Raw genomic sequence first — 25,495 nt, 5'->3', positions numbered from 1 at the left:
GTGATGTCGGGCGTAAATAGACTTCACGTATTCATACACGCACTAAGGAAAGAGCGAATGTTTTTCCGCATTGGTAATACGAAAATTGCTGTGGCTGCATCGGCAATTTTGTCTTCATTTTCACTGGCTCCGATGGCTATGGCTAACAATGCTTCCGAGCTTGAAATGCAGCGTGATGTTTATGACAGAGCGCAAGAGGTTTTAGACAATCGAGATCTAAAAGCTTACTCAGCGCTGCGCAACAAAATTCAAACATACCCTCTAACGCCTTACACTGATTATCGCGCCTTCTTATTAGGCTTAGGTGATCGCACACCTGCTGAAGTGGATGCCTTTATTGAAGAGAATAAAGCTCTGCCATTTTCGAATCGTATGCGCGCACCTTATCTGGATTCATTGGCCTCTCAAAAGCAGTGGCAGACGATCCTTGAATTTCAAACCCAAGAGCCTGTTGGTGAGAAATACCAGTGTATCTATTACCGAGCACATTATGAGCAAGGCAATCAAGAGCTTGCCTTCAAAGGTGCGAAACAGCTTTGGTTAAGTGGTAATGGTGTTGATGACGCCTGTGACCCGCTTTTTGAAGGGTGGGATGAAGCTGGCTTAAGAACGGATGAGCTGATACTAGAGCGAATGCTACTGGCATTTGATAAACGAAACGGCAAATTAATGACTTATCTGGTCAAGCAATTAGATCATGATGAGGCAATTGCTCAAGCCAAGCAGATGAAGGCGTTGTTCAACAAACCTGAAGATGTTCTCGCGTTTGCCAAGAAGCATCCTGCGAATGAATTTTACCAAGCTCAAACCGAATTTGGTTTCGAGAAGCTAGCAAGGAAATCAGCAAGCAGCGCTCAAGAGATTTTTAATGATGTTGTTAAAGCTCAAAAGTTATCTAAAGAAAAATCTCAAGAGTTAGCGGATTACCTTACGTTCCGTTTGATCAATACCGACTCTGAAGAGTTGATGGTATGGCGAGACAAAATGCTCGCGAGCTCATCAAAACAAGTATTGCTTGAGAGACGTGCTCGCTTAGCGATTCAACATGCAGATTGGACAGGGCTGAAAGAGTGGATTGCGCGCTTAGATGATAAACATCAAGCCTCGCTTCGCTGGCAATATTGGCAAGGTAGAGCTGAGATAGCGCTAGGTGATAACACTAAGGGTAACAAGCGACTGTCTGACATTTTGGGCCAGCGTAATTTCTACAGTGTCGCGGCGGCTAAGCAATTAGGTAAGCCAGTTAGCTATCCAACGTCGACACTTAAATACAATGCAGAAATGGTGAAGCCGTTCGACACCTCTTTGGTTCGTATTGGCGAGTTGATTGACCGAGACAAAATTGCGGCAGCTAAGAGTGAGTGGCGTTGGTTGTTAACCAATGCTGATAAAGATCAAAAATCAATGCTCGCCGCTCACGCAGCGACACAGCGTTGGAATCACTTTACGGTAACGGCCAGTATTTCAGCGAAGATGTGGGACAACATCGCTTTACGCTTCCCAGTAGCTCACAAGTGGTGGTTCAACTTCTACGCAGAAAAGCACGATATTGATCCAATTACCTTGATGTCACTGGCGAGACAAGAGAGTGCGATGGACTCAGAAGCTCGTTCTCCTGTTGGCGCGCGCGGCATCATGCAAATCATGCCAAAAACAGCTCAATATACGGCCAAAAAGCACCAAATCAAATATCAGGATAGCGATGATCTTTATGATGTCAGTAAGAATATTGAGATTGGTAGTCATTATCTCGATGGCTTGCTTGCTCAATACGACAACAACCGCATCTTTGCTTTTGCTGCATATAACGCAGGGCCAAGCCGTGTAAAACAATGGCGTTCACGAAGTGATGAAAAGTTAGATGCGTATGCTTTTATTGAAATGATTCCATTCAAAGAGACTCGAGGTTACGTTCAGAACATCTTGATGTTTGAGACTTATTATCGAGATATCTTAGGTGAGAAAGGGGCATTTTTGGCCCCTCATGAACTAAAAACTAAATACTAGCAGTTCGATGTTTTTTGTTTGAAACCGAGTGATATCAAAGGCCGTGAGTGTGAACCATTTCCACTTGCTGCCTTTTTGCATTGGATCAAAGTAAGTGTTTCGGTATAAAGTGTTAAACGCTTTCAATCGTTAAGCGGCTACTTCAAGCCAAAATTAAAAAGTAAGTGTAGAGATATGGCATCACAACCTGAATATGATAATTGGCAACAACTAATGGACTTGGTAAAAACAGCGGCTGAGAAAGATCAGCATGAGTTGTTGTTGACCATGATGATGACATCTGATGAGCGAGATGCTTTGGTTGCTCGAGTGAATATTCTTTGTGAGTTGATGAAAGGGGAAATGTCACAAAGACAAGTGAGCCAAATGTTAGGAGTGGGTGTTGCGACTATCACGCGCGGTTCAAATGAACTAAAGGCTAAATCTGAACAAGAGAAAGCCGCTATTTCTGGGTTGTTACTCAAGTAAGTGCTTAAAACAGTACACCTTAAGAATTCGATAAAAACGCTAACCATAAGTTAGCGTTTTTTGTTTCCGTATCACTCTCTATCTGTCGAATCTAAATGTTTGATAAAAAGACTTTTAATGAAAGCTAGATAGGGAAGTGTTCTGGGTTAACAAATGGGATCAGTGCTAAGATTAAAGCTTGGTGATACACAGAACTGCGAGAGAGTTGATTGTGTGTCAGTAAGCCAATTGCGCCGCCCTTTTGCTTTATGTTATCCGTTCCGAAGACTTCATCCATCACATCACCTAACTCATTCGCATGCTGGAGTTTATCAAGCACAACGGGTGGCAGCATCAAGCTTGCAGAGCGAGATTCGCCACGTTGACCATTTGCTTCAATTAGCATCCAAGCAAAGGTTACGTTGCCTTCAATTCCCGATTCTAATCCAACATGAAAGTCTGCATTTGGCAGCTCTTGGATCGCATTGTTAACGCGATTAAAAGCGCCTTGATAAGTTTCATCATTACTCATTGGTTGATCGGACACTCCGCTAGGAACGCTGATGCCTTTGAATGCAAATTCAGAATCAGGAAAAGCAGAGAGGAACGCACTTTTAACGGCGTTTATTTTAGCTGGGTTCAGCGATGCAATGACGACGGATTTCATGTGTTGGATTCTTTTTGTTGTCGATTAAATTGAGTTGATGTTGTCGGTACCATTCGTTCAGTTCTTCTAATGGCATTGGTTTACCGAAGTAATAGCCTTGCAGCATATCGCACTGCGCGTCTCGCAACCAGTGATGCATGCTTTCAGTTTCGATACCTTCAGCTGTGACCTTTTTGCCCTGAGCATGGCACAACCCGATAACCGGTTTTACTATGTTCTGGTTGTCTGTCTCAATCAAGGTATCTAAAAAGGCTTTATCCAATTTAATTTTCTGAGTTGGGTACTGCACCAGTTGAGTGATAGAAGTGTACCCAGAACCAAAATCATCAATAGCTAATCGATAGCCCATATGCGCGAGTTGGTTAAGCAGTGGAAAACCTTGTGAATTTGAATAAAAAGTTTCTGTTATTTCAAAATCAATCAAGCTTGGCGGGATTTGGTTAATATCGGCGTGCTCTTTGATGAAGTAAGCAAGATGTGTAGTTTCAATCCCAGCAGAAGATAAGTTTATCGACAACTGAACCGAGTGATCAAATTGAGCTTGGAGTCGATGAAAAGAAGCAAACGCATTCTGAATTACCCAACGATCAACCGGTTCGAATAACCCAGTTTGCTCAGCAATCGGAATGAATTCATCGGGTGGAACCAAACCAAGCTGTTTCGAATCCCAACGTAACAGCACCTCAACGCCAATAATATGGGTTCCGGTTGAATCCATATAAGGCATATAGACGAGCCTAAATTCATCATCAAAGTTCTTGTCTCTGAGAGCTCGTTCAATGTTTGCTTGGCGTTGAATCGTTTTGTCTAAATCTCGCGAATAATCAGCAAATTGGTTTTTGCCAGCACGTTTGGCCTGGTACATCGCTGTGTCAGCATGTGAGAGTAACTTCTCAATTGAATGGCCATCGTTAGGGTACGTAGCAATACCTATGCTGACCGTAATGGGAAAGCTTCCAGACTCGGTAACAAATCCTTTCTGCAGTGGGGTTAGTAAGTCATCAGAGAATCTATGAGCAATGTTTCCTCGACGAGTTGGAGCGTTAATATAGACAACGAACTCATCTCCTGAGAGCCTAGCTGGCATGCAATGGGCGTCGAATTCGGTTTTATAATGGGCACAAATATCGGAAATACGCTTGGCAAAAGAGACCAGTATTGAATCACCAATCTGATGCCCGTATTTATCGTTCACAAACTTGAAGTTATCTAGGTCAAAGTAAAGAACCCATGTTTCGGTGTTTGAGCTAGGCTTGGGAAGTGATTGTTGAACGAAGGTTTGAAATTGATGCCTATTGGCTATTTGAGTCAATTGATCATTTTCGGCCAAGAGCTTGGTTTGTTGGTAGGTATTATCTAGCTCTTGGTACATGTCATAAAAACGCTGTGATAGACGACCAAGCTCATCACGAGTACCTAAGCGTTCAATGTTTTTACGTTGCTTTTTTTCTACTTGTTGTAATTGTCGATCAAGCCGGGTTATCGGAGAAATAACGCTGCGAGACAAAAGCACGAGCAGTAAAATGACGGTAACAAAGGCTGATAGTGCAAATGATAAACTCAGCTTGTTCCAAATGGAATCTAGCTTGTTGTCTAATAGGAATTGTGCAGGGTCTACTGTGGCGTACAGTTCTGGCGCAAGCTTGACTGAGTGGGTGACGCCGCTGTCGAGAGATACCGCTATTGGTGTAAAGAACAGGCTTGTTTGATAGTCGAACTCTATTTGTTTTCTTAACGCATTAAACTTATCGAGAGAGACAGATACAACAACAAAAACATCATTGAGTGGATTACTTGTGGCTGGGGCGCCTGTTCTTTTATCTAGCATTTCATAGTGAACCAACATTCCTTCCCCTTGAGAGTTTTGGATATAGTTGGTACTTGATGTTGCTAATGTATCTTGGTAGTGCTGATCAACAAACTCTAAGATCTTGGCGTCAATCTGAGCTCGTACATCGCTGCTATTGTCAGCGTAATAATCGAGTTGGCGAGCACCATTGAGAATCGCCAGTCCAGTATAGCTTTCATCACCATCTTGTAAAAAACGTATGGCATCTCGAAGGTTACTGACGAGCTCAAGATCGCGAGATAGACTTTGTTCTGTAAGAAAGTACCGCTTTACCATATCACTTTGGGTCAAGGTGTAAGAGTAGCTATTGAGAAAGGCGCGAGACTGTCGAAAATGCCCGGCTAATTTTTCCATATTAAGCTGAAGTGCGTTGTCTTCGCGTTTGATGAAGCTGCTTTTCTGCGTGGAATAGATAATATAGTTAGAAGCCGCGGTACTGATCAGTATCACAGGGGTTATCAGTAATAATATTTTAGTACTTAGCTTCATAGTTAATGACAACACTATTTATAAATTAAGCGCATAAGTTTATGTTACTTAATGCTTACTCGCTATTAATTACACGTAGTTCGATGCGTTCCTGTGAAGGGGACTAGATTTTCGGTTTATTGTTATTAGCTCATGGAGTGAGTAACTAAGCTGGTTTGACGAGGCTAGAACGGTTTGATAGCGGAGAACACTCTGCTAACGAATAACCAGTTGAGATATAACAAAATATTTTTGTTTTTACTCAGCCTAATAATTATTACGTTAGCAGTGGTCTTATTTTAGTTGTTGGCCTATCGTAGGCTAAAGGCTAAAGGCTAAAGGCTAAAGGCTAAAGGCTAAAGGCTAAAGGCGTAATACTACGATAGCTTAACTTGAGTCGCCTTTATGTTCTCACTAGGGTAGCAGCCTAATACTTTCAGGTGACGAGTAATGGCCGTTAATTCAGTTATAGCTTGCTGCATATTATCTGAATCTAGGTGTGCTTCTAAATCGACATAAAACATCTCTTCCCAAGGATTACCCATGATAGGACGAGATTCCAGTTTGGTCATGTTGATGCCTAGACGTTGCAGAATGAGCAGTGTCTCGACTAAAGAACCTGCTTCTTGAGAGGTCGACATGATCAGTGTTGTTTTAGCTGGGATTTGAGTCGACACTTCAACAGGTTTACGAGCCACAACGATGAAACGAGTGTGATTCTCGGTTTGGTTTGCAATGTTGCCTTGAATTGCTTGTAGGCCGTATAGCTTACCGCTCGATGCATTACCAATCGCGGCCACATCATCGCCATCTAGCTCTTTAACTTTCTTCATTGCATCAGCGGTGCTCGCGCACGATTCAAGGCTTACACCTTTTAGGCGGCTCAAGAACTCGCTGCACTGCTGATGAGGTTGTGGATGCGAATAGAGTGTTTTGATGTTTTCTATACGGATATCACTTTTTGCGACAAGGCAATGTTCAATAGGCTGAGAAAGTTCACCAACGATGTAGAGTGTTGTGTGTTGTAAAAGGTCATATACCTCGTTAATTGACCCTGAACTGGTGTTCTCAATAGGCAGCACACCATAGTCAGCATGGCCAGACTCTACCGTCGATGCCACCTCTTTGAAGTGATTGCAGTTTAACTCAATTAACTCCATATTCTTGCGGCTGAAATACTCACGGCTTGCAAGGTGCGAGTATGATCCTTTAGAACCTAAGAATGCAACGCGAGCCAGAGGTTTACGGCTCTGTGGGTTCGCCAGATTTTGTAGGTATGACTGTTGCAGTAGAACGGAATCTTCGATGATGGTGTGAAACAGCTTAGTAATATACTGCGCATCCAATTCGTATTTATCTTTACCATTGTTAATTAGCTTAACCAATAGCTGTTGTTCTCGTACTGCATCACGAACAGGCTTTGATGTTTCTACCTTACTTTTAGCTACTTCGATACTTAGCTTACGACGCTCCGAAAGCAAACTCAGTAACTCGTCGTCTAAGTCATTTAGACGAAGGCGGATATCATCCAGTGAAATTGAATTGTCAGTCATAAATGTGTCCTTATAAAAAAGCCTCCCTAATGTGGGAGGCTTCTTGTTCGTTTTTGACTTGTTTCTCTAAAACGACTTAGCCTCCGGGTTTACGGAAGAAAAAAGAAGTCAAAAATAAACAAAGATTGAGTGTGCATAAAAAGTGATTGTTTTATGAATGTTTAAACACAATAAGCAAGCGAGCTACGAGCGTCAAGCAAAAAAATAGCGCCCTGAGGCGCTATTTTTTAATCTGTTATCTTTCCTTATTCCACTTCAGCTTCTAGCTCTTCAATTTCAGGCTTTTCAGCGCGACGCGCTTCTGGTTTATGACGTAGCTTGTTGAGTTGACGTTCTAGTTTTTGTTCTACTTCGTTGATAGCAACGTAAAGGTCGTCATGGGTGGATGAAGCAACAAGTTGTCCTTTTGGTACGGTTAGAACCGCTTCAAATTTCTTCTTCTTGTTTGGTTCTTCACTAAAGCTCGCTTGGCAGCCAATGATATCTACTTGCCATTTATCCAGCTTTTTAAATTTACTTTCTATGTGATCACGGATTGCAGAGGTAATGTCGATGTTTTTACCAGTGATGTTCATTTTCATAGAAGTTTTCCTCTGTAGTATCCCTCATGAGTTAACTTCAGATTACGACTTTTGGGAATAAAGAATGTGATATAGATCTTGTTTTGGTTGGGGGGGAGAGAACATTAAAATCAAATGTGATCTCACGCAAATCTTGATGCATTTTTGTAGGAAAACACTTGTTATCACTATGAAAGTCGATAAATTGGAGGCAAGGCTTCGCTAAAAATTAAACCAGTTTTTAGGGGCGCTTTACAGCCTTTTGAAAGTGCTTGATGAAAATTTACTCAATAAGATTATGTGATCTAAATCACTCTTGGTTTGTACTCTAATTAAATAACAAAAAGCCCACATAGGTTGTCTTATGTGGGCTTTTTGTTATTTCGTTATTTGTTATCTAAACACTGTGGATTGTGGCTCAATATGATTTTCTGAATTCGTACGTTAATCACTGGTTTGTAGTAACCGCGCCGTGCCATTTTCTCGGATGGCATCAATAGCCTGTAGCTGTTTATAAATAACGAAGTAGCGGTTGATGTTGGCGACGTAGGTCACTGGTTCTTTACTCACATACTTACGGGTAATAATTTCTACATTCTTGAACCAAATATTGGGGTTATAACCTTTTTTCTTGGCAATAGACCTCATCTTCCTAATCTTAGCCGGTCCGGCGTTGTAAGAAGCCAAAGTAAAATAGATTTGGTTGTCAGGAGATATTGCAGGGTCGTCAAAGTACCGATCTTTGATAAAGCGCATATATTTTACACCCGCGTGGATATTGTTATCCACTTTGTGAATGTTTTTAATATTGACGTTTTTGTCTTTGGCGGTGCTAGGTAGAACCTGCATGACACCAATCGCTCCACGGTGAGAAACTCTACTCTGATCGAGTCCTGATTCCTGAAAACCTTGGGCTGACATCATTAAAGGGTCGAATTCATACTTGCTTGAGTACTTCTCAAAGACGTCGGCTAACTTAGTGACTCTGTCGACTTTGTTTGGGTTGAGAGCTCGCCCTAACCAGCGAGTATTGTCGATATACTTTTGATATATCACGTTACCCAGTAAGGTGCCGCTTCGAGATGTTTTAACGTATTTATTGATCTCTTTTTTTAGGATTGGACTGTCTTTTCTTAAGGCCCAAGCAATACGACCATTCTCTCGTAAAGGAAAGTCGTCATGAACCTGAATGTTTTCCATTACATCAGTCCATAACTTCGCTTTGTGGCTATCGAGTATCGTGCCTTGTATATAGCCTTGGTTTACCAACTCAATTAGTTCGTAGTCTTGCAGTGATTCTTCGATAAAGTGGACGTGCAGAGGTGGTAAATCTAACGTGTTGAGTTCTTTATTCACCCGTTGCACACTCTCGAAATAGCTGGAGCTCGCGCGAATCCACACCTCTTTGCCGCTCAGTTGTTTGATTTCGGTAATAGGGGCTGATTTTTTCCCAGTGATAATGAGCTCTTTACCGTTTTTAATCATAGGATCTGAAAAATCGATCACTTGTAAGCGTTTATCGGTGACCGTTAAATTGGCAACGGCAACATCACCGTATCCAGATTCTAAAGAAGGAAGGAGGTCATCTCGCTGAACGGGGATGATTTGAACATTGAGATAGGGGTGCTTCTTGCGAAGACTTTTCTCAAAGTGGTAGAGCATTTCTGCCACGATACCTTTTGGCTTACCATCTTCTATGTAGTAAAAGCCGAGATCAGCCGACACCAATACTCTGACCGTTCCTTTGGTTTTGAGTACATCTAGGTCGCCCATGTAAGGCTTATTGCTTAATGGGGAAAGTTCTAACGCGTAGGGAAACTGGCTAAATAGCGCGATCCCAATAAATAATAACAACCTACTCACATCCACACTCCATGTTGATGTTTTGTTAAAAGTTACTTATTGAAGATACCGCGGAAAATGAGATTCATCAAGTTTACCAGATGAAGTTCAAAAAAAAGCGCGCTAAGAAATTAGCACGCTTTTTAAGTAATTATGTGAGTAGTTGATTAAGGCAGTTGGTTTAACTCAATCAACTTTTCTGTTCTTGAAACTGCATCTTCTAAGCCAAGTTTTTTGTAGGCTTCTAACTGTATTTCTAAAGATTTACGCGCAGCAATCGTGTCCGGGTAAGTCTTTTGCAGTTCTTGAGTTCGATTCACCGCCGCGATCCAAGCTTCACGTCTTAGGTAGAAATCCGCGGTTGCTAAGTCATACTCTGCTAGGCGGTTCTTAAGTGCGAACATGCGTTTTTGCGCATCTTCCGCATAAGGGCTGCTAGGAAAGCGTTCCAGTAGTCGCTTGAAGTCCGCAAACGCGAGTTTCACTGGCTCTGGATCTCGGTCACTACGGTCGATATTAAAAATGTCGTGCATGAAGTTACGGTCTTGTGCCATGTGCGTTAGGCCGCGCATGTAAAGTACCCAGTCTTGTTTTTCATGAGTTGGGTTTAAACGTAGGAATCGTGAAATGGTTGCAAGACCAAGTGCTAAATCATCATTTTTGTAGTACGCGTAAATTAGATCCAGTTGTACTTGTTCTGAATAGGCGCCAAATGGGTAACGAGAGTCTAGGGCTTCTAGCTTTTCGATTGCAGACAGCCAGCTACCACTCTGAAGTGATGCTTGAGCGTCAGAGTAGAGAACCGATGGTGGTACATCTGGCACTATCTCTTCACTGCTTGAACAACCAACCAAGAGTGATACGGCTAATAGACCCGATAAAGTAAGGTGTTTCATGTCAGGCGTCGATTCCTTGAATTAAATATTTCGTAAGCTTCCGTTACTTTCTAACCAGTAACAGATACAATGATGCAATTATTCTATTTTATCCATACTAATGGGTATTAGTCTCACGGTTTTTAAAAAAGTTCGATATGGCTCAGCAGATAACATTAACAGACACAGTAAAAAGCAGCCAGTTAGGTCAACGTTTAGACCAAGCTGTCGCTGAACTATTTACCGATTTCTCTCGCTCTCGTATAAAAGAGTGGCTTCTTGACGGCAAAATCCAAGTGGATGGCGAAGTTATCACTAAACCGCGCACTATAGTTTTGGGCGGTGAAGATATCATCTTACAAGCAGAACTTGCAGATGAAGAACGCTGGGAAGCACAAGATATTCCTCTAAACATTGTCTACGAAGATGATGACTTATTGGTTATCAATAAGCCTCGCGACCTGGTTGTACACCCAGGCGCTGGTACGCCGGATGGAACTATACTCAACGCGTTGCTTTTCCATTACCCTCAGATTGCAGAAGTACCTCGTGCAGGTATTGTGCACCGTCTTGATAAAGATACAACCGGTCTTATGGTTGTAGCTAAAACGGTTCCAGCTCAAACTCGCCTCGTGCGTGCTCTTGCTAAGCGTCGTATTACTCGTGAATATGAAGCAATTGCAATTGGTAAAATGACAGCGGGTGGTGTGGTAGAGAAAGGCATTAGCCGTCATGCTACTAAGCGTACCTTAATGGATGTCAATGAATTAGGTAAGCCTGCGGTAACTCACTATCGTGTTGCTGAGCACTTCCGCGAACATACTCGTATTCGTCTGCGTCTAGAAACAGGTCGTACTCACCAAATCCGTGTTCACATGTCATACCTTCAGCATCCGCTGTTAGGTGATATCGCATACGGTGGTCGTGCACGTATTCCAAAAGGTGCATCTGAAGAGCTGACGACAATGATTCGTTCTTTTGATCGCCAAGCGCTGCATGCTGTAATGCTTAAATTTGTTCACCCTATTACTGGTGAAGAAGTTGAGTTCCACGCACCTATTCCAAATGACATGGTTGTGATGGCAGAAGCATTACGTGTTGATGCTCGCGAAAATCACGAAGACGACATTTAATCATGTCAGTGATCATCCCTGACTGGAACGCTTCTCAAAACGTGAAGGCATTTGCTTCGACTCGTTTCGATGGTTTTTCTACTGGTGCGTATCAAGGGTTAAATCTCGGTATGCATGTTGGGGATGATGCTTCGCTTGTTGAAAGCAATCGAGCATGGCTAAAGCAACACGCTAATATGCCTACTGCTCCGGTATGGTTAAATCAAACTCACTCAACAGATGTCGTTACGGTTTTAGAACCTGTGATGAATGTTCTTGATGCGGATGGTACATATACCACTGCAAAGGGTGTTGTGTGTTCTGCGATGACAGCCGATTGTTTGCCTGTAATCCTTACTGATACTAAAGGTACTCAAGTCGCTGCAGTTCATGCTGGCTGGCGTGGTCTTGCTGGTGGCATTATTGAAAATGCAGTTGCAAAGTTTTCAAACCTTGATTCATCTAACCAGATTATTGCTTGGCTTGGCCCTGCGATAGGTAAAGAGGCTTTTGAGGTAGGTGAAGATGTGCTAGAAGCTTTTGTTCGTTTCAACCCTCAAGCGAAATTAGCATTTAAAGCTAAACCTGAACCTGGCAAGTGGTTGGCAAACATGTCTCAACTTGCGACCCAACGGCTACACAAAGTGGGTGTGACTTCAGTGACAGATTCGAATCTATGTACATATGCTGATTCTGACTCTTTTTATTCTTATCGTCGTGATGGTATTACTGGACGCCAAGCTACCTTTATTTGGTTAGAGTAACCTCTGACTAGCACAACCACTCATCCAGTTCATTTATATTTTCATATCACCTCTATTCTTCACCCTTATCCCTTGAAAATCTGCGTTACCGTATCCATCTTCTAACCATAAGATAAACATATCTAAGAGTAGGAAGGTTGGCATGCGTCTCGATCGATTCACTAGTAAATTCCAAATTGCGATATCTGATGCTCAGTCGCTCGCATTAGGTCGTGATCACCAATATATAGAACCTGTACACCTGATGGTGTCTTTGCTTAATCAAGATGGTAGTGCAATTCGTCCATTGCTCACCATGCAGAATATTGATGTGGTTCAACTGCGTTCTAAATTGAGTGAAATGTTGGACCGTGTGCCGAAAGTTAGCGGTATCGGTGGTGATGTTCAGCTTTCTAGTGCAATGGGAACGCTGTTCAACCTATGTGATAAAGTCGCGCAAAAGCGTCAAGACAGCTACATCTCCTCAGAAGTGTTCCTACTTGCAGCTGTTGAAGACAAAGGTCCTTTAGGTAAGTTGCTTAAAGAGCTAGGTCTTACCGAACAAAAGTTATCTCAAGCTATCGAGCAGGTTCGAGGGGGTCAAAAAGTCGATGACCCGAATGCCGAAGACAGACGCCAAGCATTAGAGAAGTTCACGATTGATCTGACTGAAAGAGCAGAGCAAGGCAAGCTTGATCCTGTGATTGGTCGAGACGATGAAATTCGTCGCACCATTCAAGTTCTTCAGCGTCGTACTAAAAATAACCCTGTCATTATCGGTCAACCTGGTGTGGGTAAAACTGCAATTGTTGAAGGTTTGGCGCAGCGTATTATTAATAACGAGGTGCCAGAAGGCTTAAGAGGCCGTCGTGTACTGTCGTTAGACATGGGTTCTTTGATTGCAGGTGCTAAATATAGAGGTGAATTCGAAGAGCGTTTGAAATCAGTTCTCAACGAATTGTCTAAAGAAGAAGGAAACATCATCCTCTTCATTGATGAAATTCACACTATGGTAGGTGCGGGTAAAGGTGAGGGCTCTATGGATGCCGGCAATATGCTGAAACCAGCATTGGCTCGCGGTGAACTGCATTGTGTCGGTGCAACGACGCTTGACGAATATCGTCAGTATATAGAGAAAGATCCTGCTTTAGAGCGTCGATTCCAAAAAATAATAGTGGATGAACCAACCGTTGAAGACACCGTGGCTATTCTTCGTGGTTTGAAAGAGCGCTATGAACTTCACCATCATGTCGAAATTACTGACCCAGCGATTGTAGCGGCGGCGACGTTATCTCATCGTTATGTTTCGGATCGTCAGTTGCCCGATAAGGCAATTGATTTGATTGATGAAGCAGCTTCGAGTATTCGCATGCAAATCGACTCTAAGCCTGAATCATTGGATAAACTAGAGCGTAAGATCATCCAACTGAAGATTGAGCAGCAAGCGTTAACTAACGAAAATGATGAGGCCAGTGAAAAGCGCCTTCGCACATTGCAAGCTGAGCTTTCTGATAAAGAACGAGACTTCGCAGAACTTGAAGAAGTTTGGAACGCGGAGAAGGCAGCATTGTCAGGTACTCAACATATCAAGTCAGAGCTAGAGCAAGCTCGCATGGATATGGACTTTGCACGACGTGCTGGTGATCTTAATCGGATGTCAGAACTTCAATATGGACGAATCCCAGAGCTGGAGAAGCAGTTAGATCTAGCGACTCAAGCCGAAATGCAAGAAATGACGCTGTTACGTAATAAAGTCACCGATGCGGAAATCGCAGATGTACTCTCTAAGCAAACGGGGATTCCTGTATCCAAAATGTTAGAAGCAGAGAAAGAGAAGCTTCTAAAAATGGAAGGTGTTTTGCATAAGCGCGTTATCGGGCAAGCGGAAGCTGTTGAAGTGGTATCGAATGCGATTCGTCGTAGCCGAGCTGGCTTGTCTGACCCAAACAAACCGATTGGTTCTTTTCTATTTCTTGGTCCAACAGGAGTAGGTAAAACTGAACTGTGTAAAACATTGGCTAACTTCATGTTTGATAGTGAAGATGCCATGGTACGTATAGATATGTCTGAGTTTATGGAGAAGCACTCTGTTGCTCGTTTGGTTGGAGCTCCTCCTGGTTATGTTGGATATGAAGAGGGTGGTTACTTAACCGAAGCGGTGCGTCGTAAACCTTACTCGGTAATTTTGTTGGATGAAGTGGAGAAAGCTCACCTAGATGTTTTCAACATTCTATTACAGGTTCTGGATGATGGGCGCTTAACTGATGGACAGGGTCGCACAGTCGACTTTAGAAATACGGTAGTAATCATGACATCAAATCTTGGTTCTGATCGTATTCAAGAGAACTTCAATACATTGGATTACCAAGGAATTAAAAATGAAGTGATGGAAGTTGTCGGTAAGCACTTTCGTCCGGAGTTTTTGAACCGAGTTGATGAAAGTGTTGTATTCCATCCATTAGGCCAAGAGCACATTCAATCCATAGCTTCTATTCAGCTTCAGTATTTAAGCAAACGAATGGAAGACAATGGGTATGAACTTGAAGTCTCCGACAAAGCGTTGAAGTTAATCGCTCAAGTTGGCTTCGACCCAGTTTATGGTGCTAGACCTTTGAAACGAGCAATTCAACAAAGTGTCGAGAACCCGCTAGCTAAAGCAATACTTGCGGGGAAAATAAATCCAGATAAGAAAGTTCAGCTTTTAGTGAACAACGATAGAATTATTGCTCATCAGTCATAACTAAAGTTTAGCGATAGGTACGATTAGTCGAAATTAAGACATAATCGTACCTATTTTGAACGCTTTGTGTGAATAGTGTCCGAACGATCGCCTGTGGCGGTTTTTTTTCATTTTTGGTCTTGTGTAAAAAAACATTCTCTCTATAATCCGCCTCCGTTGCCAGGGATAACCAAGTGGTTTGAACTAAGTAACAAGACGGTGATAAGCATTTAAGATGCTTTGAAAAATTAGCTGGAAAAAGTGTTTGACACTGGAACCCAATTCGCTAGAATGGCCGTCCACTTAGAGAGGCTCCTTACTAAAAGGAACGCTCAATAAGTAAAGCTCTTTAACAATTTAGACCTATCAATCTGTGTGGGCACTCGTTGATGAATATCAAAACGTTTTATCTTCCCTTTTTATTAAGAGAAGTAAAACAGTTACTTCGGTAACAAACTTGATTTCAATGAACTGAGTGACCAATACAAAATTAAGTTTACTTAATTTTGGCACAGTCAATTCATTACCATTCTGTTGGAATGGTAATAGCTTTAGAATTACATGTTCTTTGTTTATTTTCGAATAGGCGAATGAATATTAGTTTTGAAGTCAGTATTCGTTGAGTCACAAAATCTTAAATTGAAGAGTTTGATCATGGCTCAGATTGAACGCTGGCGGCAGGCCTAACACATGCAAGTCGAGCGGAAACGACACTAACAATCCTTCGGGGGCGTTAATGGGCGTCGAGCGGCGGACGGGTGAGTAATGCCTAGGAAATTGCCTTGATGTGGGGGATAACCATTGGAAACGATGGCTAATACCGCATAATGCCTACGGGCCAAAGAGGGGGACCTTCGGACCTCTCGCGTCAAGATATGCCTAGGTGGGATTAGCTAGTTGGTGAGGTAATGGCTCACCAAGGCGACGATCCCTAGCTGGTCTGAGAGGATGATCAGCCACACTGGAACTGAGACACGGTCCAGACTCCTACGGGAGGCAGCAGTGGGGAATATTGCACAATGGGCGAAAGCCTGATGCAGCCATGCCGCGTGTATGAAGAAGGCCTTCGGGTTGTAAAGTACTTTCAGTTGTGAGGAAGGGTGTGTAGTTAATAGCTGCGCATCTTGACGTTAGCAACAGAAGAAGCACCGGCTAACTCCGTGCCAGCAGCCGCGGTAATACGGAGGGTGCGAGCGTTAATCGGAATTACTGGGCGTAAAGCGCATGCAGGTGGTTCATTAAGTCAGATGTGAAAGCCCGGGGCTCAACCTCGGAACTGCATTTGAAACTGGTGAACTAGAGTGCTGTAGAGGGGGGTAGAATTTCAGGTGTAGCGGTGAAATGCGTAGAGATCTGAAGGAATACCAGTGGCGAAGGCGGCCCCCTGGACAGACACTGACACTCAGATGCGAAAGCGTGGGGAGCAAACAGGATTAGATACCCTGGTAGTCCACGCCGTAAACGATGTCTACTTGGAGGTTGTGGCCTTGAGCCGTGGCTTTCGGAGCTAACGCGTTAAGTAGACCGCCTGGGGAGTACGGTCGCAAGATTAAAACTCAAATGAATTGACGGGGGCCCGCACAAGCGGTGGAGCATGTGGTTTAATTCGATGCAACGCGAAGAACCTTACCTACTCTTGACATCCAGAGAAGCCAGCGGAGACGCAGGTGTGCCTTCGGGAGCTCTGAGACAGGTGCTGCATGGCTGTCGTCAGCTCGTGTTGTGAAATGTTGGGTTAAGTCCCGCAACGAGCGCAACCCTTATCCTTGTTTGCCAGCGAGTAATGTCGGGAACTCCAGGGAGACTGCCGGTGATAAACCGGAGGAAGGTGGGGACGACGTCAAGTCATCATGGCCCTTACGAGTAGGGCTACACACGTGCTACAATGGCGCATACAGAGGGCAGCAAGCTAGCGATAGTGAGCGAATCCCAAAAAGTGCGTCGTAGTCCGGATTGGAGTCTGCAACTCGACTCCATGAAGTCGGAATCGCTAGTAATCGTGAATCAGAATGTCACGGTGAATACGTTCCCGGGCCTTGTACACACCGCCCGTCACACCATGGGAGTGGGCTGCAAAAGAAGTGGGTAGTTTAACCTTTCGGGGAGGACGCTCACCACTTTGTGGTTCATGACTGGGGTGAAGTCGTAACAAGGTAGCCCTAGGGGAACCTGGGGCTGGATCACCTCCTTATACGAAGATAGTCACGATGAGTGTCCACACAGATTGATTAGGTTTAAAAAGTTAAGAGTAGAAATACTTTTCCAGATGGGGCTATAGCTCAGCTGGGAGAGCGCCTCGCTGGCAGCGAGGAGGTCTGCGGTTCGATCCCGCATAGCTCCACCATCTTTAAGTGTTTTTCTTTGAAAATATTTAAAAATGGTTCCCTTCTTTTAATAGAAGATGAATCAAGCTCTTTAACAATTTGGAAAGCTGACTGATTGATTTACTTACGAGTAATTCAATCAAATTTAAAAGTTCTCAATGTTTATCTTTCATTAGATAAACACAACAAACACATTCAAGTGTCTTGTATTCGAATCAATGTTTACATTGATTCACAATTGAGTCCGGCAAACAGTTATCAGGAATTAACCCTTCTTGATGACAACCAAAAACCTTGGTTAGTTGCCATACACTAAGACCCTTTCGGGTTGTATGGTTAAGTGACTAAGCGTACACGGTGGATGCCTTGGCAGTCAGAGGCGATGAAGGACGTAATAACTTGCGATAAGCCCAGATTAGGTAGTAATAACCTTTTGAGTCTGGGATTTCCGAATGGGGAAACCCACGTGCACAAGCACGTATCCTGTTGTGAATACATAGCAACAGGAGGCAAACCGGGGGAACTGAAACATCTAAGTACCCCGAGGAAGAGAAATCAACCGAGATTCCGAAAGTAGCGGCGAGCGAAATTGGATTAGCCCTTAAGCTTTTAATGATGCAGGTGAAGAGTCTGGAAAGTCTCGCAGTAAAGGGTGATAGCCCCGTAACCGACACATCATAATCAGTGAAAACGAGTAGGGCGGGACACGTGATATCCTGTCTGAATATGGGGGGACCATCCTCCAAGGCTAAATACTACTGACTGACCGATAGTGAACCAGTACCGTGAGGGAAAGGCGAAAAGAACCCCTGTGAGGGGAGTGAAATAGAACCTGAAACCGTGTACGTACAAGCAGTAGGAGCACCTTCGTGGTGTGACTGCGTACCTTTTGTATAATGGGTCAGCGACTTAATTTTAGTAGCAAGGTTAACCGTTTAGGGGAGCCGTAGGGAAACCGAGTCTTAACTGGGCGTACAGTTGCTAGGATTAGACCCGAAACCAGGTGATCTAGCCATGGGCAGGTTGAAGGTTGAGTAACATCAACTGGAGGACCGAACCGACTAATGTTGAAAAATTAGCGGATGACTTGTGGCTAGGGGTGAAAGGCCAATCAAACCTGGAGATAGCTGGTTCTCCCCGAAAGCTATTTAGGTAGCGCCTCGGACGAATACTACTGGGGGTAGAGCACTGTTAAGGCTAGGGGGTCATCCCGACTTACCAACCCTTTGCAAACTCCGAATACCAGTAAGTACTATCCGGGAGACACACGGCGGGTGCTAACGTCCGTCGTGGAGAGGGAAACAACCCAGACCGCCAGCTAAGGTCCCAAAGTATAGCTAAGTGGGAAACGATGTGGGAAGGCTCAGACAGCCAGGATGTTGGCTTAGAAGCAGCCATCATTTAAAGAAAGCGTAATAGCTCACTGGTCGAGTCGGCCTGCGCGGAAGATGTAACGGGGCTAAGCTATACACCGAAGCTGCGGCTACGTACCTTAGGGTATGTGGGGTAGGGGAGCGTTCTGTAAGCCGTTGAAGGTGGTCTGTAAGGGCTGCTGGAGGTATCAGAAGTGCGAATGCTGACATGAGTAACGATAAAGGGAGTGAAAAACTCCCTCGCCGGAAGACCAAGGGTTCCTGTCCAACGTTAATCGGGGCAGGGTAAGTCGACTCCTAAGGCGAGGCCGAAAGGCGTAGTCGATGGGAAACGGGTTAATATTCCCGTACTTCTTACAATTGCGATGGGGGGACGGAGAAGGCTAGGTGGGCCTGGCGACGGTTGTCCAGGTTCAAGTATGTAGGCGGGTGGTTTAGGTAAATCCGGACCACTACTAACGCTGAGATACGATGTCGAGCTACTACGGTAGTGAAGTCATTGATGCCATGCTTCCAGGAAAAGCCTCTAAGCTTCAGATTGTAAGGAATCGTACCCCAAACCGACACAGGTGGTCGGGTAGAGAATACCAAGGCGCTTGAGAGAACTCGGGTGAAGGAACTAGGCAAAATGGTACCGTAACTTCGGGAGAAGGTACGCTCTTATCAGTGAAGTCCCTTGCGGATGGAGCAGACGAGAGTCGCAGATACCAGGTGGCTGCAACTGTTTATTAAAAACACAGCACTGTGCAAAATCGTAAGATGACGTATACGGTGTGACGCCTGCCCGGTGCCGGAAGGTTAATTGATGGGGTTAGTCTTCGGACGAAGCTCTTGATCGAAGCCCCGGTAAACGGCGGCCGTAACTATAACGGTCCTAAGGTAGCGAAATTCCTTGTCGGGTAAGTTCCGACCTGCACGAATGGCGTAATGATGGCCACGCTGTCTCCACCCGAGACTCAGTGAAATTGAAATCGCTGTGAAGATGCAGTGTACCCGCGGCTAGACGGAAAGACCCCGTGAACCTTTACTACAGCTTGGCACTGAACATTGAACCTACATGTGTAGGATAGGTGGGAGACTATGAAATTGCGTCGCTAGATGTGATGGAGTCGTCCTTGAAATACCACCCTTGTAGTTTTGATGTTCTAACGTTGGTCCCTGAATCGGGATTACGGACAGTGCCTGGTGGGTAGTTTGACTGGGGCGGTCTCCTCCCAAAGAGTAACGGAGGAGCACGAAGGTGGGCTAAACACGGTTGGACATCGTGTGGTTAGTGCAATGGCATAAGCCCGCTTGACTGCGAGAATGACAATTCGAGCAGGTGCGAAAGCAGGTCATAGTGATCCGGTGGTTCTGAATGGAAGGGCCATCGCTCAACGGATAAAAGGTACTCCGGGGATAACAGGCTGATACCGCCCAAGAGTTCATATCGACGGCGGTGTTTGGCACCTCGATGTCGGCTCATCACATCCTGGGGCTGAAGTCGGTCCCAAGGGTATGGCTGTTCGCCATTTAAAGTGGTACGCGAGCTGGGTTTAGAACGTCGTGAGACAGTTCGGTCCCTATCTGCCGTGGGCGTTGGAAAATTGAAAGGGGCTGCTCCTAGTACGAGAGGACCGGAGTGGACGAACCTCTGGTGTTCGGGTTGTCATGCCAATGGCATTGCCCGGTAGCTAAGTTCGGAATCGATAACCGCTGAAAGCATCTAAGCGGGAAGCGAGCCTTGAGATGAGTTTTCCCTGGCACTATAAGTGTCCTAAAGGGTTGTCGTAGACTACGACGTTGATAGGCAGGGTGTGTAAGTGCTGCGAGGCATTGAGCTAACCTGTACTAATTGCCCGTGAGGCTTAACCATACAACACCCAAGGGGTTTTGTGGACTCAGATGTACCAGACCTTGAATGCGTTTGAAGAGAAATAACTTTTAAATAAGCTTTCCAGATTATTTTGCCTTCAGTTTTTAAAAAACTGAAAGTAAAAGCAAAATTTGCTTGGCGACCATAGCATTGTGGACCCACCTGATTCCATGCCGAACTCAGAAGTGAAACACAATAGCGCCGATGGTAGTGTGGGGTTTCCCCATGTGAGAGTAGGACATCGCCAGGCTTTAAATTAAATCTTTAGGTTGACCGACCTGGAGATATGGACGCTCACTTAGTGAGTTGACCACTGCGGAGTGGTAGTTCAGTTGGTTAGAATACCGGCCTGTCACGCCGGGGGTCGCGGGTTCGAGTCCCGTCCACTCCGCCACTTATTCAGAGTTTCAGCTCTTTAAAACTGAAAATAGGGGTGTAGCTCCAATTGGCAGAGCAGCGGATTCCAAATCCGCGTGTTGGGAGTTCGAATCTCTCCACCCCTGCCATATTTAAGGCTCTAGTCGAAAGACTAGAGCCTTTTTTGCTTTCTAGGATTTGATAAATTCAACAGTTACATCCGGTATAGAAAGAGTACCGAGCTAATATTGTCTTTATATTGAGTTCTGAAATGTTCGTCGTTTATCTCTTCCTGTTTGAAGTTTGAAGTTTGAAGTTTGAAAGCTCCCCAATTAACTAGCAATACCTCAATTCTCTTCGAAAAATCGAACTCGATATGCACCTATAGCTTAATGACGACTACTATAAATAATAGACATTGTTCACTTGGAATTGTTATGAGGTTATTTTGTACACTAGCCGCAATCTTTTGTTCGTTTTTTGTATTGGCAACCCCATGGGAAAAAGAGAAAAGCCCGACAAGAAACTCAACCTCATCAATCGGAAGTTATGCCAACGGGTGCCTTGATGGCGCACAGGCTTTGCCTATTGATGGGCAGGGATACCAAATTATTCGCCCTCAGAGAGAGCGCTATTACGGCCACTCTGAGGCGATTCAGTTTATTGAAAGGTTAGGTGTTACTACTGATGAAAAACTCAGCACCAATTTATTGGTTGGCGATATATCTCTGCCAAGAGGCGGACGTTTTTCTTCTGGCCATTCAAGTCATCAAACCGGGTTAGATATTGATATATGGTTGAGGTTAACAAGTAAGAGACTTTCAGTTAATGAGCTTGCTGTACCTAAACCTGTGAGTGTCGTGGATCTAACCAACTACAAGCTGCGTAAATCGAATTGGACTGATGATCACTTTCAAGTTATTCGCTATGCAGCGAAAGATGAAAAAGTGGTGCGTATTTTTGTTCATCCAATTATTAAACAAGCACTATGTGATCAAGAGAGTTTTGATTCCAATGATAGAGCTTGGTTAGGTAAAATCAGACCTTGGTGGGGCCACCACTCTCATTTTCATGTTCGTTTAAAGTGTCCTGAAGGTAGTCTGAACTGCGTAGCTCAAGCAAACCCACCTGAAGGTGATGGTTGTGGAGATGAACTGGCCAGTTGGGCTCCAAAGACCGTTCCTGTTCCTCCCCCTAAGAAAGTCGTTAAAAGTAAGAAAAAAAAGAAAGTTAAAGTGATGCCTAGTCAGTGCTTGGCCTTGATATCGAGTAAGTAATTGTGTTTATCGAGACTATTACAGTGAAATGCCACTGGTTTTCTCATCTCTGAAACTGGAGAAATGTCACACTTTTGTCTAGAGTTTATAAACACGTAATTAAGAACATCGTTTGATATTAAAAAAACAACAACGACAACAGTAGGAACAATGGCGAATTTGATAACGTTTGGTCAGGGATGGAGAGTTTTGGGGTGAAAGATACGGCTTATGTGCAGTTGTGAAATCAGAGTCTGATACCCGTCGATAGATAATTCAAGGATAAGACTATGACTATGATTTGTGCAAAGGAATTTTCAGAATGGTTACGACATAGGTTCAGTACGGAAAACTCAGGTATTTCTATCTCAAGAGATGATATTAATCAACTGACCGGTAGACAACGATTAGACCCTAGTTTCGTCAATGATGTGCACTATGAATTAATGCAGTATGGAATGGCATTTGTGACAGACACCAGTAGGGAAAACTTTTATCTTGTTCCTATAGCGCAATCGATAAATTGGCGAGAGCGACTCGAATATCAATTTGAAAAAGAGCTCTTCTGCAATATTTATCCAATTGGTAAATCGGGATAAAAAAAAGGTTCAACTTATGGTTAAGTTGAACCTTTTCTTTTTTAGGTCAAGCCTTGAATGATAACAAACTTCTCTAGTAGCTCATCGTCAGTTTCAATATGGTTTGGGTCAGTGATGATACATTTTGTAATAGGGCACACTGATTGACATGTTGGCTTCTCATAGTGACCTTTACACTCAGTACATAAATCAGGATCGATCTCAAAGATACTGTCGCCCATCGTGATTGCGCCATTTGGGCATTCTGGGTCACACATATCGCAGTTTATGCACTTGTCGGTAATTAACAGAGCCATATATTATTCTCAGCAAAAGTTTCGCAAGTAAAGGTTATTTACCTGATGCGTTACGTGTATCTTGGCCTGCGCTTAAGTTACGCATAAGTAAGCCGTACTCTAAATCCAAATCTGCTGGTACAGGGATAAATACGAAGTGGCCGTTACCTTTTGCATCGTCTACTGCTTCAGACTTACGGTTTTCCATTACTTCTAGTTTGAAAACAATGTTACCTTTTGGTGTCATCATCTCTAAGCTATCGCCTAATAGGAATTTATTCTTCACTTCTACTTCCGCTAAGTCGCCACGGCGCTTACCAGTGAACTCACCTACAAACTGCTGACTATCAGAGATCGAGTAGCCGTATTCATAGTTTTGGTATGAATCATGAGTATGACGACGTAAGAAGCCTTCAGTGTAGCCACGGTGAGCTAGGCTTTCTAGCGTACCCATTAGGCTTTCATCAAATGGCTTGCCTGCAACAGCATCATCAATGGCTTTACGGTAAACCTGTGCTGTACGCGCACAATAGTAGAATGACTTAGTGCGGCCTTCGATTTTAAGAGAGTGAACACCCATCTTAGTTAAGCGTTCAACGTGCTGAATCGCGCGAAGATCTTTAGAGTTCATGATGTAAGTACCATGCTCATCTTCAAACGCTGCCATTTTCTCTTCTGGCTTGTGTGATTCAGAAAGTAAAACGACTTCATCAGTTGGTTTGCCAAGGCCTAGTGTGTTGTCTGGGCGCTCGTCTTGAACTTCAATACCTTGAGTTTCTACTTCTTGAATAGCGACACCTGTAGGGTTTGCTTCAACGATCTGACCGTTTTCGTCTTCTTTCGCTGCTTCAGTTTTGTATTCCCAACGACAAGCGTTAGTACAAGTGCCTTGGTTTGGATCGCGTTTATTCATGTAACCAGAAAGTAGACAACGACCGGAGTAAGCCATGCATAGTGCGCCGTGGACAAAGATCTCAAGTTCTGTTTCTGGACAGTTTTCGCGAATCTCTTCGATCTCTTCAAGTGAAAGCTCTCGAGATAGGATCACACGTTCAACGCCTTGAGTTGACCAGAATTTTACGGTTGCCCAGTTTACTGCGTTTGCTTGTACAGAAAGGTGGATTGGCATTTCTGGGAATGATTCACGAACCATCATGATAAGACCTGGGTCTGACATAATCAGAGCGTCAGGGCCCATCTCTACAACAGGTTTAAGGTCGCGAATGAATGTTTTTAATTTAGAGTTGTGTGGCTGAATGTTACATACAACATATAACTTTTTGCCTTGAGCATGAGCTTCATCGATACCGATTTGTAGGTTTTCGTGATTGAACTCGTTGTTACGAACACGAAGGCTGTAACGTGGCTGGCCTGCGTAAACTGCATCTGCGCCGTAGGCGAATGCGTAACGCATGTTTTTAAGGCTTCCTGCCGGTGATAATAGTTCAGGTACAAATGGTTTTTGTGTAGTCATTGCTTCGTTCTCTAATCTGATCTCAAGTCAGGTTGATACCACCAAGTGATATCAAAGGGGCGCAAATTTTACGCTAAAATGAGTTTGGTTGATAGCCTTAAAGATAACAATGATATTAAGAATAGGGTGGAGAGATGGATATAAGCAGAAGTTTGAGGGAAGTAAGCTCAGATGCCATCGACATCTGAGCTTTGAGTATTACTGATTAAGCGTTAGGTTGAGTTAACCCGCCTAATGATTCAAATAGGTTTGGTAGGAAAACACTGAATTCACCACATAGCAGTGAGAAATCTGCATCAAAGCGCGCAGCTTGATCTTCGCGAGGAATGTCGTCGTTCTCATCTTTTAGTTCATCACTGAATTTCAGGCGTTTGATGCTGCCATCTTCAGCAAGAATAAACTCAATGCGATCTTGCCAGTTGATCAGAAGCTTAGTCACAACTTTGTTGGCTTCGATGTGGTTTTTAATCTCATCAGCTTCTAGTTCTTGTTTCTTAACTCGAACAATACCGCCGTCTTCTTGGATTGATTTAAGCTCGGCTTCATCAAGCATTGTAATACCCTTAGGAGTATCACCTGACTTAACCCACTCAGTTAACGTCGTATCAATCGCTTGCTCTGGAATAGCTGGTACTACTGGCAAGCTACCCATTGTTTTACGTAGTAATGCTAATACGTCTTCAGCTTTCTTGTAGCTGCTAGCATCAACCACAATAAAGCCTTCTTTCGGCATGATCAGCGCGTAAGTGAAGTTACTGCGGCTGAAAGCACGAGGAAGAAGGTCGATGATGATGTCTTCTTTTAGGCTGTCTTTTTCTTTCTTTTTCAGAGGAGTACCAGACTCTGCCTCAAGCGTTTCTACTTTTGCATTCAATGAATCTTTGATCACAGAAGCTGGAAGCATTTTCTCTTCTTTCTTTGCACAAATTAGAATGCGGTTTTCTGATACGTGCGTCATCATATCGCCGTGTCTACCCATCGCATTTACCCAGCCAAACTTCTGCTTGTCTTGACTACCACAAGGAGTAAAACGGAATTCTTCAAGTTGTTTCTCTAGCTGATCTGCGTTGAAATCAATATCACGGTTGAAGCGATAGACTAGGCAATTTTTAAACCACATAAATTTTTCTCATACCTTTT

16 protein-coding genes, 3 tRNA genes, 3 rRNA genes and 1 other annotated feature are annotated in these 25,495 nt (G+C 43.8%); of the genes, 13 read left to right on the top strand and 9 right to left on the bottom strand.

The genetic code is table 11. From position 1 onward, the window contains the following. The first annotated feature begins 57 nt into the window (after positions 1-57). Positions 58-2,007 carry a murein transglycosylase gene (sltY, locus tag OCV36_RS13095; RefSeq protein ID WP_135458765.1) on the top strand — a complete coding sequence of 650 codons (1,950 nt, stop codon included), beginning with the start codon at positions 58-60 and terminating at the stop codon, positions 2,005-2,007. A 174-nt stretch (positions 2,008-2,181) separates the two neighbouring features. Further along, positions 2,182-2,475 (top strand): trp operon repressor, encoded by a 294-nt coding sequence (gene trpR, locus OCV36_RS13090; RefSeq protein WP_010434864.1) that lies wholly within the window; start codon positions 2,182-2,184, stop codon positions 2,473-2,475. A 124-nt stretch (positions 2,476-2,599) separates the two neighbouring features. Here trpR and yjjX read toward each other — a convergent pair whose 3' ends face one another. The 6 genes from yjjX to OCV36_RS13060 form a co-directional block, all read right to left on the bottom strand. Further along, the gene (yjjX, locus tag OCV36_RS13085; protein WP_017072897.1) at positions 2,600-3,121 is read right to left on the bottom strand and encodes an inosine/xanthosine triphosphatase; all 522 of its coding nucleotides are present in this window, start codon (positions 3,119-3,121) and stop codon (positions 2,600-2,602) included. Continuing rightward, positions 3,084-5,459: a putative bifunctional diguanylate cyclase/phosphodiesterase gene (locus tag OCV36_RS13080; protein ID WP_135458768.1), complete on the bottom strand. Its 2,376-nt coding sequence runs from the start codon at positions 5,457-5,459 to the stop codon at positions 3,084-3,086. Before OCV36_RS13080 ends, yjjX begins: the two co-directional genes overlap by 38 nt. 356 nt (positions 5,460-5,815) lie before the next feature. Further along, positions 5,816-6,991: a prephenate dehydratase gene (pheA, locus tag OCV36_RS13075; RefSeq protein WP_017072899.1), complete on the bottom strand. Its 1,176-nt coding sequence runs from the start codon at positions 6,989-6,991 to the stop codon at positions 5,816-5,818. Positions 6,992-7,003: 12 nt separating this feature from the next. After that, positions 7,004-7,126: a sequence feature (Phe leader region), on the bottom strand. Between the two features lie 110 nt (positions 7,127-7,236). Then, on the bottom strand, positions 7,237-7,572 hold the full coding sequence (gene hpf / locus OCV36_RS13070; RefSeq protein ID WP_017072900.1) for a ribosome hibernation-promoting factor, HPF/YfiA family: 336 nt from the start codon (positions 7,570-7,572) through the stop codon (positions 7,237-7,239). A gap of 423 nt (positions 7,573-7,995) precedes the next feature. Further along, positions 7,996-9,420, bottom strand: a complete 1,425-nt coding sequence (locus tag OCV36_RS13065) for an MltF family protein (RefSeq protein ID WP_017072901.1) — start codon at positions 9,418-9,420, stop codon at positions 7,996-7,998. 140 nt (positions 9,421-9,560) lie between these two features. Further along, positions 9,561-10,289 carry an outer membrane protein assembly factor BamD gene (locus tag OCV36_RS13060; RefSeq protein WP_017072902.1) on the bottom strand — a complete coding sequence of 243 codons (729 nt, stop codon included), beginning with the start codon at positions 10,287-10,289 and terminating at the stop codon, positions 9,561-9,563. Positions 10,290-10,426: 137 nt separating this feature from the next. Between OCV36_RS13060 and rluD the strand changes: the two genes are divergently transcribed. The 11 genes from rluD (at position 10,427) to OCV36_RS13005 (ending at position 22,606) form a co-directional block, all read left to right on the top strand. After that, positions 10,427-11,401: a 23S rRNA pseudouridine(1911/1915/1917) synthase RluD gene (gene rluD / locus OCV36_RS13055; RefSeq protein WP_017072903.1), complete on the top strand. Its 975-nt coding sequence runs from the start codon at positions 10,427-10,429 to the stop codon at positions 11,399-11,401. A gap of 2 nt (positions 11,402-11,403) precedes the next feature. Further along, on the top strand, positions 11,404-12,144 hold the full coding sequence (gene pgeF, locus OCV36_RS13050; RefSeq protein ID WP_017072904.1) for a peptidoglycan editing factor PgeF: 741 nt from the start codon (positions 11,404-11,406) through the stop codon (positions 12,142-12,144). Between the two features lie 142 nt (positions 12,145-12,286). After that, positions 12,287-14,863, top strand: coding sequence for an ATP-dependent chaperone ClpB (gene clpB, locus OCV36_RS13045; protein ID WP_135458770.1), 2,577 nt, complete (start codon positions 12,287-12,289; stop codon positions 14,861-14,863). A 615-nt stretch (positions 14,864-15,478) separates the two neighbouring features. After that, a 16S ribosomal RNA gene (locus OCV36_RS13040) occupies positions 15,479-17,033 on the top strand. A gap of 77 nt (positions 17,034-17,110) precedes the next feature. Beyond that, positions 17,111-17,186, top strand: a tRNA-Ala gene (locus tag OCV36_RS13035). A 314-nt stretch (positions 17,187-17,500) separates the two neighbouring features. Further along, positions 17,501-20,394, top strand: a 23S ribosomal RNA gene (locus OCV36_RS13030). Positions 20,395-20,528: 134 nt separating this feature from the next. Continuing rightward, positions 20,529-20,644: ribosomal RNA gene (gene rrf / locus OCV36_RS13025) — 5S ribosomal RNA — on the top strand. Together the 16S, 23S and 5S rRNA genes with 3 tRNA genes alongside form the textbook arrangement of a ribosomal RNA operon. 67 nt (positions 20,645-20,711) lie before the next feature. Further along, positions 20,712-20,788: transfer RNA gene (locus OCV36_RS13020), tRNA-Asp, on the top strand. 35 nt (positions 20,789-20,823) lie between these two features. After that, a tRNA-Trp gene (locus OCV36_RS13015) sits at positions 20,824-20,900 on the top strand. A gap of 288 nt (positions 20,901-21,188) precedes the next feature. Beyond that, positions 21,189-22,028: a penicillin-insensitive murein endopeptidase gene (mepA, locus tag OCV36_RS13010; protein ID WP_135455575.1), complete on the top strand. Its 840-nt coding sequence runs from the start codon at positions 21,189-21,191 to the stop codon at positions 22,026-22,028. Between the two features lie 269 nt (positions 22,029-22,297). Then, entirely contained in the window at positions 22,298-22,606 is a 309-nt protein-coding gene (locus tag OCV36_RS13005) for a hypothetical protein (protein ID WP_017074085.1), read from the top strand. A 41-nt stretch (positions 22,607-22,647) separates the two neighbouring features. Here the strand turns inward: OCV36_RS13005 and OCV36_RS13000 are convergent, their stop codons facing one another. The 3 genes from OCV36_RS13000 to rdgC form a co-directional block, all read right to left on the bottom strand. Next, positions 22,648-22,902: a YfhL family 4Fe-4S dicluster ferredoxin gene (locus OCV36_RS13000; RefSeq protein ID WP_004735061.1), complete on the bottom strand. Its 255-nt coding sequence runs from the start codon at positions 22,900-22,902 to the stop codon at positions 22,648-22,650. A 34-nt stretch (positions 22,903-22,936) separates the two neighbouring features. Then, complete coding sequence (gene trhP / locus OCV36_RS12995; RefSeq protein WP_017074086.1) at positions 22,937-24,355, bottom strand: prephenate-dependent tRNA uridine(34) hydroxylase TrhP; 1,419 nt, start codon at positions 24,353-24,355, stop codon at positions 22,937-22,939. Positions 24,356-24,560: 205 nt separating this feature from the next. After that, entirely contained in the window at positions 24,561-25,475 is a 915-nt protein-coding gene (gene rdgC / locus OCV36_RS12990; protein ID WP_017106505.1) for a recombination-associated protein RdgC, read from the bottom strand. Positions 25,476-25,495 lie beyond the last annotated feature (20 nt).

The sequence above is a fragment of the Vibrio echinoideorum genome (assembly GCF_024347455.1).
Lineage (GTDB): Bacteria > Pseudomonadota > Gammaproteobacteria > Enterobacterales > Vibrionaceae > Vibrio > Vibrio echinoideorum.
This window is presented reverse-complemented; position numbering and strand designations above follow the sequence as displayed.